The organism is Paeniglutamicibacter sp. GQ140, from assembly GCF_059759235.1.
In genome coordinates this window covers 314,288-331,689 of sequence record NZ_JCAXDW010000004.1, presented here as the reverse complement: position 1 = coordinate 331,689, position 17,402 = coordinate 314,288, and the positions used below count along the sequence as shown (strand labels likewise).

The 17,402-nt window shown below is 69.3% G+C and carries 15 protein-coding genes; 12 read left to right on the top strand and 3 right to left on the bottom strand.

What is annotated here, in order from left to right:
* Positions 1-166: 166 nt before the first annotated feature.
* Positions 167-559 (top strand): chorismate mutase, encoded by a 393-nt coding sequence (locus tag AC6CHY_RS08205; protein WP_217389902.1) that lies wholly within the window; start codon positions 167-169, stop codon positions 557-559.
* A 12-nt stretch (positions 560-571) separates the two neighbouring features.
* On the top strand, positions 572-1,627 hold the full coding sequence (locus tag AC6CHY_RS08200; protein ID WP_217389901.1) for a uroporphyrinogen decarboxylase/cobalamine-independent methonine synthase family protein: 1,056 nt from the start codon (positions 572-574) through the stop codon (positions 1,625-1,627).
* Here the strand turns inward: AC6CHY_RS08200 and AC6CHY_RS08195 are convergent, their stop codons facing one another.
* The gene (locus AC6CHY_RS08195; protein WP_498226451.1) at positions 1,628-2,803 is read right to left on the bottom strand and encodes a hypothetical protein; all 1,176 of its coding nucleotides are present in this window, start codon (positions 2,801-2,803) and stop codon (positions 1,628-1,630) included.
* Positions 2,804-3,027: 224 nt separating this feature from the next.
* Between AC6CHY_RS08195 and mtrA the strand changes: the two genes are divergently transcribed.
* From mtrA to secA, 7 genes are all read left to right on the top strand, one after another.
* The gene (mtrA, locus tag AC6CHY_RS08190) at positions 3,028-3,705 is read left to right on the top strand and encodes an MtrAB system response regulator MtrA (RefSeq protein ID WP_217389899.1); all 678 of its coding nucleotides are present in this window, start codon (positions 3,028-3,030) and stop codon (positions 3,703-3,705) included.
* A 20-nt stretch (positions 3,706-3,725) separates the two neighbouring features.
* Complete coding sequence (gene mtrB, locus AC6CHY_RS08185) at positions 3,726-5,537, top strand: MtrAB system histidine kinase MtrB (RefSeq protein ID WP_217389898.1); 1,812 nt, start codon at positions 3,726-3,728, stop codon at positions 5,535-5,537.
* Positions 5,530-7,245, top strand: coding sequence for an LpqB family beta-propeller domain-containing protein (locus tag AC6CHY_RS08180; protein WP_498226450.1), 1,716 nt, complete (start codon positions 5,530-5,532; stop codon positions 7,243-7,245). The genes mtrB and AC6CHY_RS08180 overlap by 8 nt, the downstream gene beginning before the upstream one ends.
* Before the next feature lie 80 nt (positions 7,246-7,325).
* The gene (locus AC6CHY_RS08175; RefSeq protein WP_498226449.1) at positions 7,326-8,207 is read left to right on the top strand and encodes a ComF family protein; all 882 of its coding nucleotides are present in this window, start codon (positions 7,326-7,328) and stop codon (positions 8,205-8,207) included.
* Positions 8,208-8,358: 151 nt separating this feature from the next.
* A complete protein-coding gene (hpf, locus tag AC6CHY_RS08170) occupies positions 8,359-9,069 on the top strand; it encodes a ribosome hibernation-promoting factor, HPF/YfiA family (RefSeq protein ID WP_217389895.1) in 711 nt (236 codons plus the stop codon).
* Positions 9,070-9,093: 24 nt separating this feature from the next.
* Positions 9,094-10,314: a winged helix-turn-helix domain-containing protein gene (locus AC6CHY_RS08165; protein WP_498226448.1), complete on the top strand. Its 1,221-nt coding sequence runs from the start codon at positions 9,094-9,096 to the stop codon at positions 10,312-10,314.
* Positions 10,315-10,391: 77 nt separating this feature from the next.
* Entirely contained in the window at positions 10,392-13,115 is a 2,724-nt protein-coding gene (gene secA, locus AC6CHY_RS08160; protein ID WP_498226447.1) for a preprotein translocase subunit SecA, read from the top strand.
* Here the strand turns inward: secA and AC6CHY_RS08155 are convergent.
* Positions 13,112-13,795 (bottom strand): Rv3235 family protein, encoded by a 684-nt coding sequence (locus tag AC6CHY_RS08155; protein ID WP_217389892.1) that lies wholly within the window; start codon positions 13,793-13,795, stop codon positions 13,112-13,114. The genes secA and AC6CHY_RS08155 overlap by 4 nt on opposite strands.
* Positions 13,796-13,846: 51 nt before the next feature.
* Positions 13,847-14,632: a LysM peptidoglycan-binding domain-containing protein gene (locus tag AC6CHY_RS08150; RefSeq protein WP_217389891.1), complete on the bottom strand. Its 786-nt coding sequence runs from the start codon at positions 14,630-14,632 to the stop codon at positions 13,847-13,849.
* A gap of 119 nt (positions 14,633-14,751) precedes the next feature.
* Between AC6CHY_RS08150 and AC6CHY_RS08145 the strand changes: the two genes are divergently transcribed.
* The 3 genes from AC6CHY_RS08145 (at position 14,752) to AC6CHY_RS08135 (ending at position 17,385) form a co-directional block, all read left to right on the top strand.
* On the top strand, positions 14,752-15,297 hold the full coding sequence (locus tag AC6CHY_RS08145) for a hypothetical protein (protein WP_217389890.1): 546 nt from the start codon (positions 14,752-14,754) through the stop codon (positions 15,295-15,297).
* A gap of 184 nt (positions 15,298-15,481) precedes the next feature.
* A complete protein-coding gene (locus AC6CHY_RS08140; RefSeq protein ID WP_217389889.1) occupies positions 15,482-16,138 on the top strand; it encodes an SAF domain-containing protein in 657 nt (218 codons plus the stop codon).
* Positions 16,135-17,385, top strand: coding sequence for a CpaE/TadZ family protein (locus AC6CHY_RS08135; RefSeq protein WP_217389888.1), 1,251 nt, complete (start codon positions 16,135-16,137; stop codon positions 17,383-17,385). Before AC6CHY_RS08140 ends, AC6CHY_RS08135 begins: the two co-directional genes overlap by 4 nt.
* The last annotated feature ends 17 nt before the right edge of the window (positions 17,386-17,402 follow it).

Sequence of the window (17,402 nt, the reverse complement as noted above, 5' to 3'; positions counted from 1 at the left end):
GGGGTGGCCCGCCACGTGCGGGCCGCCCCCGTGGCCGTCCCGGAGCCGCCGCGGGGGAGCGGAACGGGGCGGCCGGGGAAGGGATCTGTCAGCCCAAAGCTGATTGGTCCCGGAGTCGCGCGTCACGGTTGGGCGCATTGAAGCGGGCAACCCTAGACTTGAAGCCATGAGCCAACAGAAGAACCCGCAGGCTGCGGACCCCGCGGACACCGGTGCCTACGACCCCACTGCCAGCTCCCTGGCCGACTCCGTCCCCGACGAGGTCATGGCGGAATTGCTGTCGATCCGCAGCAGCATCGACAACTTCGACGCCACCCTGGTCTACCTGCTGGCCGAACGCTTCAAGGCGACCCAGCGGGTGGGCCACCTCAAGGCGGTGCACGCGCTGCCGCCGAGCGACCCGGGACGGGAAAAGGCACAGATCGAGCGCCTGCGCCGGCTGGCCCAGGAAGCGCACCTAGACCCCGAATTCGCGGAGAAATTCATGAACTTCATCATTTCCGAGGTCATCCGGCACCACAACAACATCTCCGCCACGCACGCCGAGTCCGGAAACTAGTCGATGCCCCCGATGCCCGAGGAACTTCAGGCGGCGCCCGCCGTGCCCCAGGTCCAGGCCAGCGCGCACGGCCCCATGCCCGGAACCGACCCGATGGAATCGGTGCTGGTGATCCGCGGCGAGATCGGGGCCCCGAACCTGCCGCACCTGCCCGAGCTACCGGAGCGCGGCGTCGGCTCCGACGCCATCGGCCGCGGAGCGCAGCTGCTCGAGGACCTCGCCGTAGACCTGCAGCCCTATGGCTGGCGGCTGGCCGCCGCACCCGGCATCGACGCGCGGCGGGCCGCCTCGGCGCTGCGCACCGACCTGAACGTGCTCTCCGATGCCATCGGCGCCGAGGAAGCCCCGGGCACCGAGCTGAAGATCCAGTTCCCGGGTCCCGCCACGCTGGCGGCCAACCTCTACCTGCACCACGGGGAACGCGCGGTCTCCGACCACGGGGCGCGCCGCGACCTGGCCCAGTCCCTGGCGCTGGGCGCCGTGCGGCACCTGCAGTCGGTGGCCAGGATGACCGGCGCCGAGCGAGTGACCGTGTACATCGACGAGCCGGACGCCGGCGCGGTGCTCAACGGCACGCTGCCCACCGCCAGCGGCTACCGCACGCTGCGCGCGGTCCCGGCCGCCGAGATCCGCGGCTGGTGGAGCGAACTGGCCGACTCGCTGCACGGGGCCGGTGCCGCGGCCGTGGTCATCGGCGCCGACGCCGAACCCGGAACCTGGACGAAGCTTGCCACCACGGCCCTGGAGGCCGGGGCCGACGGACTGGGCGCCAACGCCGCATCGCTCACCGTCCCGGGCTGGGAACTGCTGGCCGCCGCCGTGGAATCCGGCAGCCGTCTCTGGCTGGGGTGCCTGGACGCGGCCGCGAACCCGCCCGGCGTCGTGGAGGCGGTCAACGCAATCCGGCGGCCCTGGCGCCAGCTCGGCCTGCCCGATGCGGCCCTGGGCGCCTTGGTGCTCACCCCCGCCGGCGGGCTCGAGGGGCTGTCCCCGGCACGTGCCACCGCCGTGTTGGGGCGTCTGGCCTCCTATGCTGAGGCGCTGAACCAGGTCCGCGTCGACGGCTAGCTAGGCGGCGGGCGGCCCGGCCGCGGGGATCGCGCCCGGCGCCCCGTATCCGGGGATCGGCAGGTTGCCGGGGTGCTGCGTCCCGGCGGCCAGCACCAGGTCCAGGCGTTCGCGGCGGATGCGCAGGTCAACCTGCAACATGGTGAGCATCAACTGCGTCAGCACCATGCCGGCGGCGCCGACCAGCGCGTTGACCACGATGCCCAGGGCCACCACGGCATCCGGCGCGGACGCGGCGCCGAAGAGCTGGCCGCCGAGCACCGCGGCCAGCTGCGAGAGGATCCCGCCGATGATGCCGAGCACCACGGCGACGACGAGCAGGATCCCCAGCGTCCGCCACCAGGAGCCCTGGGTCAGCGACCACGAGGAACGCACCGCGCGGGCGATCCCCGGCGGCCGGGTGATGAGCAACGCGGGGACCAGGCAGATCCGGATGGCGACCCACAGCCACAGCGGTGCCAGCACCAGGAACATGGCCACAATTCCGAGCGACGCCACAGCAACGCCCAGGGCGCCGGCCAGCAGCAGCGAAACCGCCACCGGGACCGCGACGAGCGCGGTGCCCGCTGCACCAAGCAGCACGTTCCACAGCGCGATGCGCAGCATCCCGCCGCGCGCCAGCGCCAGCGACTGGCCCCAGCCGGTCGGCAGCCCGAGCACCGCACGCATCGCGGCTACGGTGGCCGGACCCACGACCAGCACGTTGGCCAGCAATTGCACCACCAGCACGGCGACGCCGGCGCCGGCATAGGCCAGCCAGGGGTGGGGGAAGGCCTCGGCCCACACGCCGGGGCCCAGCGGGTCGGATCCAGGGTCGGAGGCCAGCGCATCCAGGGCGCGTTCCAGGGCAACGACCGAGAAATCCAGCCACTGCACCAGCAACACCATGGCCAGCACCGGCAACAACTGGACGAGCATCGCATTGGCGACGGTGGCCAGCGGTGCGCGGCGCACCACGGCGAAGGTGGCATCGAGCAGGTCGGCGAAGCCCAGCGGCCGCAATTCCACCACGCCGGGCTTGGGCGCCTGCCACCAGCCCGAGGGGCCGGGCCGCGGCTCCGGGCCCCGGGTGCCGCCGGCCGGCGGCTGGTTCCACCCGGGCGGCGGCTGGCCCCAGCCTCCCGGGGTTCCGGCGGCGTCCCGGGGCGGCGTCGGTGGATCACCGTGTGTACTCATGTCAGCGTCAGCTCTCCCTCGCGTTCCGTGATGCGGTCCGGGTATCCGTCCAGGAAGGCGCCGGACCCCCGCGTTTGCTCCAGTCTAGCGCCGGGGCAGGCGGGGCTAAGGGTGAGGTGGATTGCCGTTTCCGCGGCGATTTGCCCGGCTTGCTCATGTAGTCTTGAGGTATCCGGGCGCGTGGTCTTCTCAGCGCCCAGCGCAGCGCTACGGAAGGGCAGATTATGAAGGCACGCATCCTGGTTGTCGACGACGACGAGGCGCTGGCCGAAATGATCGGCATCGTGTTGCAGAACGACGGCTTCGAGGCCGTGTTCTGCTACGACGGTGCCAAGGCATTGGGTGTCTTCCGCGAGGTCAAGCCCGATCTGGTGCTGCTTGACCTGATGCTTCCCGGGCTCGACGGCATCGAGGTCTGCAAGCTCATCCGCGCCGAGGACGACGTCCCGATCGTCATGCTGACCGCCAAGTCCGACACCGCCGACGTGGTCCGCGGCCTGGAGTCCGGCGCCGACGACTACGTCCCCAAGCCCTTCAAGCCCGCCGAGCTCGTCGCCCGCGTGCGCGCCCGTCTGCGCCCCGGCGAACAGCACGCCCCGGAGACCCTGAAGATCGGGGACCTGAGCATCGACGTCGCCGGACACCGCGTCACCCGCGCTGGGGAGCCCATCGGGCTGACCCCGCTGGAATTCGACCTGCTGGTGGCCCTGGCCCGCAAGCCGTGGCAGGTGTTCACCCGCGAGCAGCTGCTCGAGCAGGTGTGGGGCTACCGCCACGCCGCCGACACCCGGCTGGTCAACGTGCACGTGCAGCGCCTGCGCTCCAAGGTCGAGCTTGATCCCGAGAGCCCGGGCGTCGTGCTGACCGTCCGCGGCGTGGGATACAAGGCGGGCCAGGCCTGAGCCAGGAGATGACGGGAAGCATGGAAACCGTCGAGCCGGCGCGGGCCGCCCCCGCGGCCCCGGCGCACCACCCGCGCACGTGGGACTGGCCGCGCCGTGCGCTCGCGGCCCTGGTGCGCGCGCGCAACACCATGCGCTCGCGCTGGACCCGCTCGCTGCTTTTCCGGACCGTGACCTCCGCGATGCTGCTCAGCGCCGTGGCAATGCTGGGCGCCGGCGCGTTCCTGTCCAACCAGATTGCCATCGGCCTGTTCCAGGAACGCTTCAACCAGGTCGAGTCCGAGTCCCTGCGCGGGCTGAACCAGGTGCGCGCGATCTTCGATTCGGCCGCCACCACCGACCGCTCCAGCACGCACTCGCTGGTGACCAGCACGCTGAAGATCCTCGAGGGCGACACCGCCCTGGTGCCGCGCGACTTCGTGCTGGTCCCGTTGCCGGGCGACGACGACCTGTACGTCGGGCCCACCGCCAGCGGCAACCTGACCTCCCGCATCGTCCCGGAGGCGCTGGCCGCCCAGGTCCGGGAATCCAACGCCACCTACTGGCAGTCCATCGAGGTCAACGCCGGGGCCAGCGCCGGGCCGGGCCTGATCTTCGGCACCAAGGTGACGCTGCCGCCGGGGCGCGAGTACGGCCTGTACCTGGTCTATGACCTCACCAGCGTGCAAAAGACCCTCGACTTCATCAACCGGGCCATGGGCCTGGTCGGCGGGCTGCTGCTGCTGGTTGTCGGCGGCATCACCTGGTACGTGACCCGCGCCGTGGTTCGCCCCGTGGCGGCCGCCGCACAGGTCTCGGAGAAGCTTGCCGCCGGCCAGCTCCAGGAGCGCATGGTCGTCTCCGGGGAGGACGAGACCGCCAGGCTGGGGAACTCTTTCAACCACATGGCCGAGTCCCTGCAGGACCAGATCAACCAGCTGGCAACGCTCTCGCAGATGCAGCAGCGCTTCGTCTCGGACGTCTCCCACGAGCTGCGCACCCCGCTGACCACCGTGCGGATGGCCGCCGAGGTGCTCCACGATGCACGCGAGGACTTCGACCCCATCAACAAGCGAAGCGCCGAGCTGCTCTACAACCAGGTCGAGCGCTTCCAGATCCTGCTCAACGACCTGCTGGAGGTCTCCCGCTTCGATGCAGGGGTGGCGGTGCTCGATGCCGAGCCCAACGACCTGGTCACCGTGGCCCGGCGCGTGATCGACGCGGCCACCCCGCACGCCGACGCCATGGGCTCGGTGCTGCGCCTGGGCACCCCGTCCGGGGGAGCGGTGGCGGAAATGGACGCGCGGCGCATCGAACGCGTGGTGCGCAACCTGGTGATGAACGCCATCGAGCACGGCGAGGGAAACCCCATCGACATCACCGTGGCCGGGAACCAGAACGCGGTGGCCATCACGGTGCGCGACCGCGGCATCGGCATGAGCCCGGAGGCCGCGGGCCGGGTCTTCGACAGGTTCTGGCGGGCCGACCCCGCCCGGGCGCGCACCACCGGCGGCTCGGGACTGGGCCTGTCCATCGCGATGGAGGACACCCGGCTGCACGAGGGCCGGCTCGAGGCCTGGGGGGAGCGCGGCGTGGGATCGTGCTTCCGGCTGACCCTGCCGCGGATCCTGGGCAACCAGATCGTCGCCTCGCCGCTCCCGCTGGAACCGATCGTGCTCGCCGACGCCGTCCTGGAGGCCGGGAAGGTCGTCTCCTTCCCGCTGACCGGGGAGATCCCGGCCATCGGATTCAAGCCCGCCCCGCCGCTGATCCCCGAGGCATCCCCGGGCACCGACGCCGGCGCGCCGGGCGCCGCGGCACACACCCCAGGAAGGCACCACCCGCATGACTAGGAAACTCCCGACTCCCGCAAGGATGCTGGCAGTGCTCCTGGGCGTGGCGCTGGTGCTCACCGGCTGCTCGGAGATCCCGCGCAACTCCCCGGTCCAGTCCATCGCGCTGGACGGGAGCGACGCCGCGGAGAACGGCGACGTGCAGTTCACCGCCCCCGGGCCGACGGCCGACGCCAACGCCAGGGAAATCGTCGAGGGCTTCATCCAGGCCGGCGTCGCGGCCCAGGACGACTACAAGGTCGCCCGCGACTTCCTGACCCCGAAGCAGTCAGGCATCTGGAAGGGCTCGGTGCGGACGCTGGTGTACGACGACCGCCCCTCGGTGATCCCCGGGGCCAAGGCCAACAGCTACACGATCCAGCTGGAGGTCGTCTCCGAGATCGACGCGGCGGGCATCATGACCGAGATGCCGCCGCACACCACCCGCGCCCTTGACGTGTCCCTGGAAAAGGTCGACGGGCAGTGGCGGATCTCGCAGCTGCCCGACGGCATCATGCTGGACACGGCCAACTTCACCCACCTCTTTGCCGCGCAGACCCTGTACTTCTACGACGTCAGCTTCCACTATGCGGTGCCCGACGTGCGCTGGTTCCCGACCCGCACGGGCGTCGCCGCCGCCATGGTCGAGGCGCTGCTGGCGGGCCCCGCCGACTACCTGGAAAACGCGGTGGTCTCCGCCTTCCCGAGCGGAAGCGGCCTGGTCCGTTCCTCGGTGCCGATCGAGTCGCAGCGCGCCACCGTCGACCTGAGCTCGGAGACGTTCCTTGACGCCACCGAACTGTCGCGGCAGCAAATGCAGCAGCAGCTTGAACTGACCCTCGGCGGGCTGGGCAGCGTGCGCTCGGTGGTGATGACCGAGGAGCAGTCCGAGCTCAAGGTCGGCCCGAAGGACCCCGAATTCGTGGTCGCGGAGATCAACCCCGCGGTGCCCGACACCCAGATCGGCGTGGTTGACCACGCGCTGTACTACCTCAAGGGCAATTCCCTGCGGCTGGTTGGCGGCATCGGCGACATCGCCGGCTACCACCCGCGGCTGCCGGCGATGAGCCCGCTGGGCAACCGCTACGCGTTCCTCAACGGGTCGCGGACCTCCCTGGTCGTCGTCGACGAGGACGGCAGCAACTCCGTGGTCGCCACCGGCAAGGACCTGGTCCGCCCGTCCATGGACGCCCACGGGTGGACCTGGACCGTGGATAACTCGGCGACCACCAGGGTCCTGGCGGTGCCGGCCGACACGGACCTGAACGGCAAGGTCCGCCCCGTCACCGCCGACGGGCTCGCCGACTCCAAGGTCACCTCGCTGCGGGTATCGCGCGACGGGACCCGGGCGCTGATCGTTTCCTCCCGCGACGGGGAAACCAGCGTGACGATCAGCGGGATCCTGCGCGATGTGGACGGCGCCCCGCGCGGCTTCGCCCCGCCCAAGCGCATCTACCCCGAGGTCCCGGCGACCCAGGCGGTGTGGAACTCCGACGTCTCGGTCATCGTCTCCTCGACCAGCACCACCGAGAAGGTCGCGGCCGAGGAAATCAGCCTGACCGGCACCCGTGTGAAGTACCTGCCGCTGCTGGGCATGGTTGGCCTGTCCGCAGGGCCCGGGGAGCGCCGCCCGGTCTACGCCGAGACCACGGACAAGATCCACTCGCGCGTGGGCAACTCCTGGCACATCATGGAAGACATGGTCCGGGACCTGTCCTACCCGGGCTGAGCAGCTCCCGGGCCGCGGCCATCCACAGCCCGCAGGCGGCGGGAGACTGGAGGGCGGCCCGCGGGCCCATGCTGGTTGACATGACGAACTGGGTGCGCCCCGATCCGGATGCCGCGTTCAGGCGTGCGGTTCCCGCCGGCGGAGCGCCGGCGCGAGACTGGCTCCGGCGCCTCGACGCATGGTGGGTGCACGGGTCCCCGCGTGCGGTGCGTTCCGCGCTCCGCGGCACCGCGGCCCTGCTGCTGCCTGTCGAATGCGTCTGCTGCCGACGCCCCGATGCCGTGGTGTGCGGGCGGTGCGCCCGGGCCCTGCGCACCGCGTGCCTTCGTCCCCGGAGGGTCGAGCACCGGGCCGAGGCCCTCCCGCTGAACCCCGGCAACGAGCCGATGCCGGTGATTGCCGCCGGCTCCTACGAACACGAGCTGGCCGCCGTCGTACTGGCCTACAAGAACCACCAGATGCCGGGCCTGGCCGGGATGCTGGTGCCGCCGCTGGCCCGCGCCGTGAAGTCCGCCCTGGACACCCTGGCCGCGCCCGGCGCCCCGGTGGTGCTGGTTCCGGTGCCCACCCGGCTGCAGGCGAGGAACCGGCGCGGATACTTCCCGGTGGGCCTGTTGCTGGGCCGGCTGCGGCGGGCGGGGGTGTTGCCGGAGGGGGTGCGGGTTGCCCGGTTGGTGCGCTATCGGGCCGCGCGGCAATTCACCGCGGCCCAGAAGGGCAAGGGACGGCGCGCCCGGGGCGCGGTGCGGAATTCCATGTGCGCGCGGCGCACGCGAACGCTGGACCGGCTCGCCGGCCGGGGCGCCCGGGTCCTGCTCATCGACGATGTGCTCACCACCGGATCGACGCTGGCCGAGGCGCAACGCGCGCTGGCCGAGGCAGGTCTCCCGGCCTGCGGTGCCGTGGTGCTGGCGGCGACACCCGCACCGGATGAAAAGCGCGGTGTTCGCTCAACGCGATGAAGTAATAATGCGCACATCCTTGATTATCTTGGCAGGTGTCATAGGGTGAGGTATGGGCACCCCGCGAGGGGAAACGAACCCATCTTCAGCGACCGGAAGGAGTGAATTCTTCGGTCGCTGTTGTGTCACCTGAGCAATGATGGAGGACACCATGGAGATGACGATCAACGGACGCAATGTCAGTGTCACGGATCGGTTCCGCGAGTACGTGGACGAGAAGATCGACAAGGTCGATCAACTTGCAACGAAGATCCAGCGCTTGGACATCAAGGTCACCAAGGAGCAGCACGCACGCAATGCGGACACTGCTCTGACCGTCGAATTGACGGTCCTGGGTCGTGGCCCCGCGATCCGCGCCGAGGCCAAGGCCGCGGACAAGTTCGCAGCCTTTGACACCGCGTTCGCAAAGCTCCTCGAGCGTTTGCGCAAGGCCCGGGATCGTCGCAAGATCCACCACGGACGCCAGACCCCGACAGCCGTGCACCAGGCCACCAGCCGCCTGGAACCGGCCGACAGCTCGCTTCCGCTGCACGAATCAACGCGTCTGGCCCAGCAGGAGGAAGAAGCCCGCCAGGCCGCCGAAGCCGACCAGAACGGCGCACCGCCCATCGAGATCCGCCGCAAGGTCTTCCCTGCGGAAACCATGAGTGTCGACGACGCCGTTGACCGCATGGAAATGATCGGGCACCCCTTCTACCTCTTCGTGGATGCGGCGACCGGGGCACACTCGGTGGTCTACGCCCGCAAGGGCAAGGGCAACCAGCAGTACTCCTACGGAACCATCACCCTGGACCCGGATGCCACCGATGAGGCGACACTGGAGACACGCCGGTACCGCGACCCGGAACCGGCCAACGCCTAGCATCGCGGGACCTACGATGGGCTCATGAGCAGGAATCTTACTTCTTCGCAGGCCCGTCGGATCGCCGTGGCAGCCCAAGGGCTGCACAAGGTCCGGCCCACCACTCCCATCAACCTGGGGGCGGTGGGCCGGACCTTTGCGCGTCTGGAACTGATCCAAATCGACTCGGTCAACGTCCTCGCCCGCGCCCAGTACCTGCCGATCTTTTCCCGCCTGGGCCCCTACGCCCCGGACCTCCTGGACAGGCTTGCGGTGAAGCGCCCGCGCAAGGTCGTTGAATACTGGGCGCACGAGGCATCGCTGGTGCGCAGTGAACATTTCCACGACCTTGTGCCCTGGCAGCAACGTTCATGGCCCGGAAGCATGAAGACCATCGACGACGAGGGGCGCGTGCTGGCCCACCGGATCCTGGAGCTGTTGGCCCGGGGCACCGCGCTGACCTCTCGCGAGGTCTCCGCCGAACTGGGCCACGAACACGTGAGGGACCAGGAATCCTGGGGATGGAACTGGTCGGCGGTCAAGCGCGCCCTGGAGGCATTGTTTGCGGAGGGAATGATCAGCACCGAGGGCCGCAATGGCGCGTTCGAGCGCCGTTACACCTCGCTTCACCGGGTATTCCCCGATACCCCGGGTCCCGCGGCGGAGCACGAGCGGCGGCTGGGGATGGAACGGTTGCTGCTGGCCGCCGCCAAGTCGCACGGGGTGGGCAGCGTGCACTGCCTCGCCGACTATTTCCGCCTGCCCTTGAGGCAAAGCGCCGAGGTCCTTGAGGACCTGGCCGGGCGCGGGGCCCTGGAGCGGGTGGGCATCGAGGGGCTGAAGGAAACCTTCTACCTGTTGCCCGGCACCGTCGTTCCCCGGTCCGCCGGCGGAAGGGCCCTGCTGGGCCCCTTTGACTCGATGGTGTTCAACCGCCGCCGCATCGAAAAGCTGTTCGGGTTCACCTACCGACTGGAGATCTACACCCCGGAGGCCAAGCGCGTCTACGGCTACTACGTCCTTCCCTTCCTGCTGGGCGAGCAGCTGGTGGCCCGCGTCGACTTGAAGGCCGACCGGGCCACCGGGCAGCTCCTGGTCCGCGGGGCCTTCGCCGAGCCCGGCGCTCCGGCGAACACCGCAGGGGAACTGGCGGCCGAATTGCGGCTCATGGCGAACTGGCTGGGGCTTGGCGAGGTGGTGGTTTCGGCGCGGGGGAATCTGGCAGCCGCCTTGGAGTTTTCACTTAGCTCGCCCGAATCCAGCTAAAAGCCACAGGTGAAAGCAATCTCTCACGTAGACTGAACACGCCAGAATTCCTGTGCTTGAGATTTGGGAGCTGCCTCGTGGCATCACTGCTTGAACGTATCCTGCGTACCGGCGACAAGAAAACGCTGAAGACGTTGCGCGGGTACGCCGACGCCATCAACGTGCTTGATGGCGAATTCCGTGCCCTGTCCGATGCGGAGCTGCGTGGTGAAACCGACAAGTTCAGGGCGCGCATCGCCGACGGTGAGTCCCTTGACCACCTGCTGCCCGAGGCGTTTGCCGCGGTCCGCGAGGCCGCCGACCGCACCCTGGGCATGCGCCACTTCGACGTCCAGCTCATGGGCGGCGCCGCCCTGCACCTGGGCAACATTGCCGAAATGAAGACCGGCGAGGGCAAGACCCTGGTCGCGACCGCCCCGGCCTACCTCAACGCGCTGTCCGGCAAGGGCGTCCACGTGGTCACGGTCAACGACTTCCTGGCGGAGTACCAGTCGGACCTGATGGGCCGGGTCTACCGCTTCCTGGGCCTGACCAACGGCTGCATCCTGTCCAACCAGGATCCGGCGATGCGCCGCAAGCAATACGAAGCCGACATCACCTACGGCACGAACAACGAATTCGGGTTCGACTACCTGCGCGACAACATGGCCTGGAGCTCCGACGAGCTCGTCCAGCGCGCCCACAACTTCGCCATCGTCGATGAGGTCGACTCGATCCTCATCGACGAGGCCCGCACGCCGCTGATCATTTCGGGCCAGGCCTCCGGCGACGTGAACCGCTGGTACACCGAATTCGCCAAGCTGGTCACCCGCCTGAGCCTCGACACCGACTACGAGGTCGACGAGAAGAAGCGGACCATCGGCGTGCTGGAACCCGGCATCGAAAAGGTCGAGGACTACCTGGGCATCCACAACCTCTACGAGGCGTCCAACACCCCGCTGATCGGGTTCCTGAACAACGCCATCAAGGCCAAGGAACTGTTCAAGAACGACAAGGACTACGTCGTGATCAACGGCGAGGTCATGATCGTCGACGAGCACACCGGCCGTTCGCTGGCCGGTCGCCGCTACTCCGAGGGCATGCACCAGGCCATCGAGGCGAAGGAAGGGGTGGAGATCAAGGCCGAGAACCAGACCATGGCGACCGTGACCCTGCAGAACTACTTCCGCCTCTACAAGAAGCTCGCGGGCATGACCGGCACCGCGCAGACCGAGGCCGGCGAATTCATGGGGACCTACAAGCTCGGCGTGGTGGAGATCCCCACCAACAAGCCGCTGCTGCGCAAGGACCAGGCGGACCTGATCTACAAGAACGAGATCGCCAAGTTCGACGCCGTGGTCCAGGACATCGCCGAACGCCACGCCACCGGGCAGCCTGTGCTCGTGGGCACCACCAGCGTGGAAAAGAGCGAATACCTGGCCCGCCTGCTGGCCAAGCAGGGCATCCGCCACGAGGTCCTCAACGCCAAGCAGCACGCCCGCGAGGCCGCCATCGTCGCCCAGGCCGGCAAGAAGGGCGCGGTCACCGTGGCCACCAACATGGCCGGCCGCGGCACCGACATCATGCTCGGCGGCAACGCCGAATTCCTGGCCGTCGCCGAGATGGAGCGCCGCGGGCTTGACCCGGAAACGAACTCCGAGGAATACGAGCGCGTCTGGGACTCCGTCTTCGAGGACGCAAAGAAGCAGGTCGCGAACGAGGCGAAGGAAGTCTCCGAGGCCGGCGGACTCTATGTTCTTGGCACCGAACGCCACGAGTCACGCCGCATCGACAACCAGCTGCGTGGCCGCTCCGGCCGCCAGGGCGACCCGGGAGAATCCCGCTTCTACCTGTCGATGACCGATGAGCTGATGCGCCGCTTCAACGCCGGCGCCGCCCAGCGGATCATGAACAACCCCTCGATGCCCGACGACGTGGCCCTGGAATCGAAGATCGTCTCCAAGGCCATCGAGACCGCGCAGGCCCAGGTGGAGGGCACCAACGCCGAGCAGCGCAAGAACGTGCTGAAGTACGACGACGTGATGAACCGCCAGCGCGAGGCCATCTACGGCGACCGCCGACGCATCCTCGAGGGCGGGGACCTGCACGAGAAGGTCGCGCACTTCCTCGAAGACGTGGTCAAGGCCATGGTCGCCGAGGCCACCGGCGAGGGACATGCCGAGGACTGGGACCTGAAGCGGCTGTGGGGGAACCTCAAGCAGCTGTACCCGATTTCCATCACCCTCGAGGAGGTTGCCGAGGAGGCCGGGCACCGCGACGCGATCACTCCCGAGCTGCTCGAGCGCGAGATCCTCTCCGACGCACGCCTGCAATACGTGGCACGCGAAGAGTCGGTCGGGTCGGAAAACATGCGCGAGCTTGAGCGTCGCGTGGTGCTTTCGGTCATCGGCCGCAAGTGGCAGGAACACCTCTACGAGATGGACTACCTCAAGGAGGGCATTGGCCTGCGCGCCATGGCCCAGCGCGACCCGTTGGTCGAGTACCAGCGCGAGGGTTTCCTGATGTTCCAGACGATGATGGAATCCATCCGCGAGGAAAGCATCGGCATGCTCTTCAACATCGAGGTGGAAACCAGGCAGGCCCCGGCGGTCTCGCTGCCCGGTGTCACCGATGCCCGTTCCGTGACCAACGAACCGGTGCTGAGCACCCCGGGGCTCGACGCCCCGGCCCGGCCCGCCACCCTGCGCTACACGGCGCCGGAGGAGAGCGGCGAGGCCGCCACGCACGTCGAGCGCACCTCCGGTGCCGACTCCACGAAGCCGGCCGGCGGGAACAAGAAGAAAAAGGGCAAGCGCCGCTAGCCGATTTCCAGGGCAGTCACCTGCCAGCGTCCGTGCCACCGCTCTATTCTCAGGGCGGTGGCACGGACTTTTTGCATGTCCCGCAGGATCACGGCGGCCTCGAAGACCAGAGGCAGGACCTGGGTGATGCGCATGCGCATCACCCGTGGATTGGAATAGCAACGGCTCTGCGGGTCGGGCAGGTTGCCCGCGCCGAGCCGCATGTGTTGTTCCAGCTTGCTCATGCACGTGGGGCTCAGGGCATGAAGCAACTGGCGGGCCGGCCGGGCACCGGCCAGCACCTCCAGGACCGCGGGCGCGGCAGCGTGCACGATTGCCGCCACGGATTCCTCCAGGCCCAGCAGGGCGTTCGTGGGCGGGAAAAGTTGTTCAAGAACCATCCGGGCGGCCGGGTTGGGGACCGTTTCCGGAAAATCCTCGTCGCATCCGCGCCCGAATTCCGCGGGGACGTCGGCTTCGGGCTCCGCGGGCGACGGGAAGCCGGGTGGCGGGGCCTCGGTCCCGGTTTCCGGACGGAGGCACCGCCGCCGGCGCGGTGCGAGATCGGTGCGCAAGGCCTCGGGGAATCGCCTGACCTCGATCCGCGGAGGGGCTGCATCCCCGGGCGTTGCAAAGACGTTCTCGTGCAAGAGCAGCGGCTCGGCGTTCGCGGTGGACGGCGTGATCGCTGTGATGGACATGGCGGGCTCCTGGTTGGCGGCGGTGCGTCGGGGTTGGGTGGCTGGGGCGGATCAGGACCGCAGGGGCGCGGGGAGTGGTGCCTCGAGCACCATGCCGACGTCCAGCCGATTGGGGTCCGGTCCAATGAGCCGGCGGTTGGCCGCGTACCAACGCGGCCAGGCGGCGGAGATTTCCTCGGCGGAAGCGCCGGCCGGAAGGTGCCGGGCGGCAATGGCCCAGAGGCTGTCGCCGGGGCCCACCACCACCTCGTCGTCCGGACGCGTGTTGCCGCCGCCGACGACCCGCTGCAACGGCAGCGGAACGCGGTGGGGGACCCACCCGGGGCTCAGCAGTTCGGTCTCTGCACCGGCAGGCTCCAGGGATCCGGCCGGAGGTTCCTTGGCCTCGATGACCGGCCCGGAATCCGGCGCAACTTCCCGGTGCGGTTGCAGGGGCGTGGCGACGGCAACGGTGACGTCGGTGCCGGCAGGCCCGGCACCGAGTGAACACCCCGCAAGGGCAATCGATCCGCCCAGTCCCGCCAGCGCCAGCCGGGCAACGCATCCGGGGACGAGTCCGAGCATGGCGGCGGCGTGGAGCCGGTGGCCGCGGGCGCAGGCAACGCGGGCGACCAGGGCCAGCCCGAGACACGTGAGCAGCCAGGTGAGCACCAGACCTCCCAGCAGGCCCAGGGCCAGTCCCGTGAGTTGTTCCAGCGACCGGGCATCCAGCGTGGTCTCGGTGAAGGAGCGTGCGTGCAGCGAACGCCAGATGCCAAGGCTTGCACCAAGCATGGCCAGCGAGAGTGCGGCGATGCCGGTGAGGGACAGGGCGTCACGGACGCGTTGAGTGCGCATCTTGACCTCCTTTGATGATGTTTGATGTCATTTGTTGATATTTGTATGAGCATGATGACACTTCGTGCACGGAGAAGCTAGGGGTAGGCGGAAATCTTTTGAGCCTCTAGGGTGTGCTCATGAGATGGGAATCGCTCTTCGCGGACCTGGAAGCCCAGTTCGAGGCCGATGAGGCCCGCAACCAGGACAGTGAAATCCAGGAATTTGTGCGGATCGAACGCGCCCGGCAAACCCTGATGCAGCGACTGGCCCGGCACCTGGGCACCCGGGTCGACGTGCAGCTGCTCGGGGGCGAGCGCGTCGGCGGGCGGCTGGCGGGCATCGGCAAGGACTGGCTGGTGCTCCACCACGGCGGCAGCGAGGAGCTCATCCCCATCCAGGCGCTGGCCTGGTGGGCGGCACTCGAGGTGGGCGCAGGTCCGCCGCCGGGGGAGCGGCGTGTGGGCTTTTCCCAGGCGCTGCGCGTACTGGTGCGTGACCGCGCCAGGGTCAGCATCGGCGGGCTTGACGGCCAACTGCTGGCCAGCGGAACCCTGGACCAGGTGGGCCAGGACTTCCTCGAGGTGGCGTTGCATTCCCGCGACGAGTTCCGCCGGTCCGCCGCCGTGCTGGGCCGGACCGTGATCCCCTTCGCCGCGCTGGCCCGGGTGCGCCGCGAGGAGTGAGGCGGCGGGTTATCCACCATTGTTGCCCGCCCCCTGTTCACCGATCGCCGCCGCGGCGTAGGGTGGCCCCCAAGGACCGGAAACGGGACCTGTGGTCCCGGGTCGGAGCATTCCAGTCATCGTGCGCGCCGGGCAAGCGACGGAACACGTGTGCGGGGACGGGTGGCGGAGGGGGAATGGCGAGATGGAGAAGGCGCGCGATCAGGTGGCCGTTGCGGCAAGCCGGCTGGGCAAGCCCAGTTGGAAGGACCCCCGCCTGCTGCTGGGCATCCTCATCGTGCTGGCCTCCTGTGTCGGGGTGGTTGCCCTGACCAGTTCCATGGACCGCACCACGCCCATGTACTCGGCCAAGTCGGACATCTCGCTGGGCGAGGAGATCACCGCGGAGAAACTCAACGTGGTCAACGTGAAGCTCGACGCCCTGGAAGCCGGTTATGTCCCGGCGGACGCCGGCCTGCTGTCCGGTACGCGGGCGAACGCCCTGATCCGCGCCGGGCAGCTGCTCCCGCGCAGCGCGCTGGGCCTGGACGATGGAACCAATCGCCGCCCGGTGTCCATCGACCTGCCCGACGCCCTGCCCTCGGCCATCACCTCCGGTGCCCACGTGGATGTGTGGGTGTCCCTCAAGGACCGCTCCGCCAACGCCTACGCACCGCCGACGCTCCTGCTGCCCGCGGCGGAAGTCACCGCACGGACCGAACGGGCCACCGGGTTCGGCGGCACGGCCGGAACCCTCGTGGAGATCCTGGTGGTGGACACCGGGCTGGCGGGCCTGCTCGAGGCCATGGCCAACGATGCGCGCATCACCGTGGTCTTCAATCCCGGGGCCAGTGCGTCATGAACATTTCCGTGGTGGTGCACGGGGACGACGGGACCGTGGTGGACCGGCTGGAGAGCCACCGCGGCGTGCTCACGGTGGCCCGCACCTGCGCGGAAATAGCCGAGGTGATCGCCCTGTGCGAGACCGGGCTGGCCGACGCGGCGATCCTGGCCGGACCGCCGGAAGAGGTGGAAACCCACGACATCGATGCCATGATCGAACGCGGCGTGCCGGTGGTGGTGCTCTGCGACGACGCGGCCCAGGGCAAGCGGCTGGCGGCCGCCGGCGCCTACGTGGCGGCGACGGGGACCCCGGCGGCCGAGCTGGGCATCCTGGTCGGCCGGGCCCGCGCCGAGCTGGGGCACCGCGAACACGCCCCGGAACCGGTCCAGCCGGGGGAGCCTGCGGGCGGTGGCACCCCGAAGCGCGCCGGCATCGTGGTCTTCTGGGGTCCGGTCGGATCGCCGGGGCGCTCGCTGCTGGCGCTGAACTACGCGGTGGAGTGTGCCCTGGACGGCAAGGACGTGGTGCTGCTGGACGCGGACACCTACGGGGCCTCCCAGGCGGTGCAGCTGGGCCTGCTCGACGAGGCGGCGGGCATCGCCCAGATCTGCCGCACCGTGGATTCGGGCAGGTTCGATGCCACGAAGCTGGAACGAAGCTGCGCCCCGGTGGTGATTGCCGGGGCGCGGATGCGCGTGGCCACCGGGCTGCCGCGGGCCAGCCGCTGGCCGGAGCTGCGCCCGACCGCGTTGCGCCGGGCGGTGCTGGCGCTGCAGGAGGGGTGCGACATGATCGTCATCGATGTCGCGGCTGCCCTGGAGCTCGACGAGGAGCTGTCCTTCGACACCGCGGCCCCGCAACGAAACGGAGTCACCGCGGCGATGCTGCGCATTGCCGATGAGATCTACGCGGTCGGTGCCGCGGACAGCATCGGCGTGCCGCGGCTGATCCGGGCGCTGGAGGAGATGCGCGAGGTGCTGGGGGAACTGGAGGTGAAGGTGCTGTTCAACAAGGTCTCCGCGGCCAATGTGGGCGCCTCCCCGCGCCAGGCGCTGGCCGAGACCTGGGCGCGCTTCGGGCCCGATGTCCCGGTTGCGGGGTACCTGCCGCACGACCCCGCGGCGGTCGACGCGGCATTGCTGGCCGGCAGCGCCCTAGCAGAGATCGCCCCGCATTCGGGTCTCCGGGTGGCGATCGCGGCGCTTGCCGGACACAAGATCAAGGCAAAGATGCCGCTTCTGCGCCGCTTCGCACCCTCGATGTGACGTTCGTAACCTGGCGG

Excerpts from the sequence above, each read along its gene's own strand:
- AC6CHY_RS08205 (WP_217389902.1), top strand. The coding sequence starts at position 167 with ATGAGCCAACAGAAGAACCCGCAGGCTGCGGACCCCGCGGACACCGGT.
- AC6CHY_RS08200 (WP_217389901.1), top strand. The coding sequence starts at position 572 with ATGCCCGAGGAACTTCAGGCGGCGCCCGCCGTGCCCCAGGTCCAGGCC.
- AC6CHY_RS08195 (WP_498226451.1), bottom strand. The coding sequence starts at position 2,803 with ATGAGTACACACGGTGATCCACCGACGCCGCCCCGGGACGCCGCCGGA.
- mtrA (WP_217389899.1), top strand. The coding sequence starts at position 3,028 with ATGAAGGCACGCATCCTGGTTGTCGACGACGACGAGGCGCTGGCCGAA.
- mtrB (WP_217389898.1), top strand. The coding sequence starts at position 3,726 with ATGGAAACCGTCGAGCCGGCGCGGGCCGCCCCCGCGGCCCCGGCGCAC.
- AC6CHY_RS08180 (WP_498226450.1), top strand. The coding sequence starts at position 5,530 with ATGACTAGGAAACTCCCGACTCCCGCAAGGATGCTGGCAGTGCTCCTG.
- AC6CHY_RS08175 (WP_498226449.1), top strand. The coding sequence starts at position 7,326 with ATGACGAACTGGGTGCGCCCCGATCCGGATGCCGCGTTCAGGCGTGCG.
- hpf (WP_217389895.1), top strand. The coding sequence starts at position 8,359 with ATGGAGATGACGATCAACGGACGCAATGTCAGTGTCACGGATCGGTTC.
- AC6CHY_RS08165 (WP_498226448.1), top strand. The coding sequence starts at position 9,094 with ATGAGCAGGAATCTTACTTCTTCGCAGGCCCGTCGGATCGCCGTGGCA.
- AC6CHY_RS08155 (WP_217389892.1), bottom strand. The coding sequence starts at position 13,795 with ATGTCCATCACAGCGATCACGCCGTCCACCGCGAACGCCGAGCCGCTG.
- AC6CHY_RS08150 (WP_217389891.1), bottom strand. The coding sequence starts at position 14,632 with ATGCGCACTCAACGCGTCCGTGACGCCCTGTCCCTCACCGGCATCGCC.
- AC6CHY_RS08145 (WP_217389890.1), top strand. The coding sequence starts at position 14,752 with ATGAGATGGGAATCGCTCTTCGCGGACCTGGAAGCCCAGTTCGAGGCC.
- AC6CHY_RS08140 (WP_217389889.1), top strand. The coding sequence starts at position 15,482 with ATGGAGAAGGCGCGCGATCAGGTGGCCGTTGCGGCAAGCCGGCTGGGC.
- AC6CHY_RS08135 (WP_217389888.1), top strand. The coding sequence starts at position 16,135 with ATGAACATTTCCGTGGTGGTGCACGGGGACGACGGGACCGTGGTGGAC.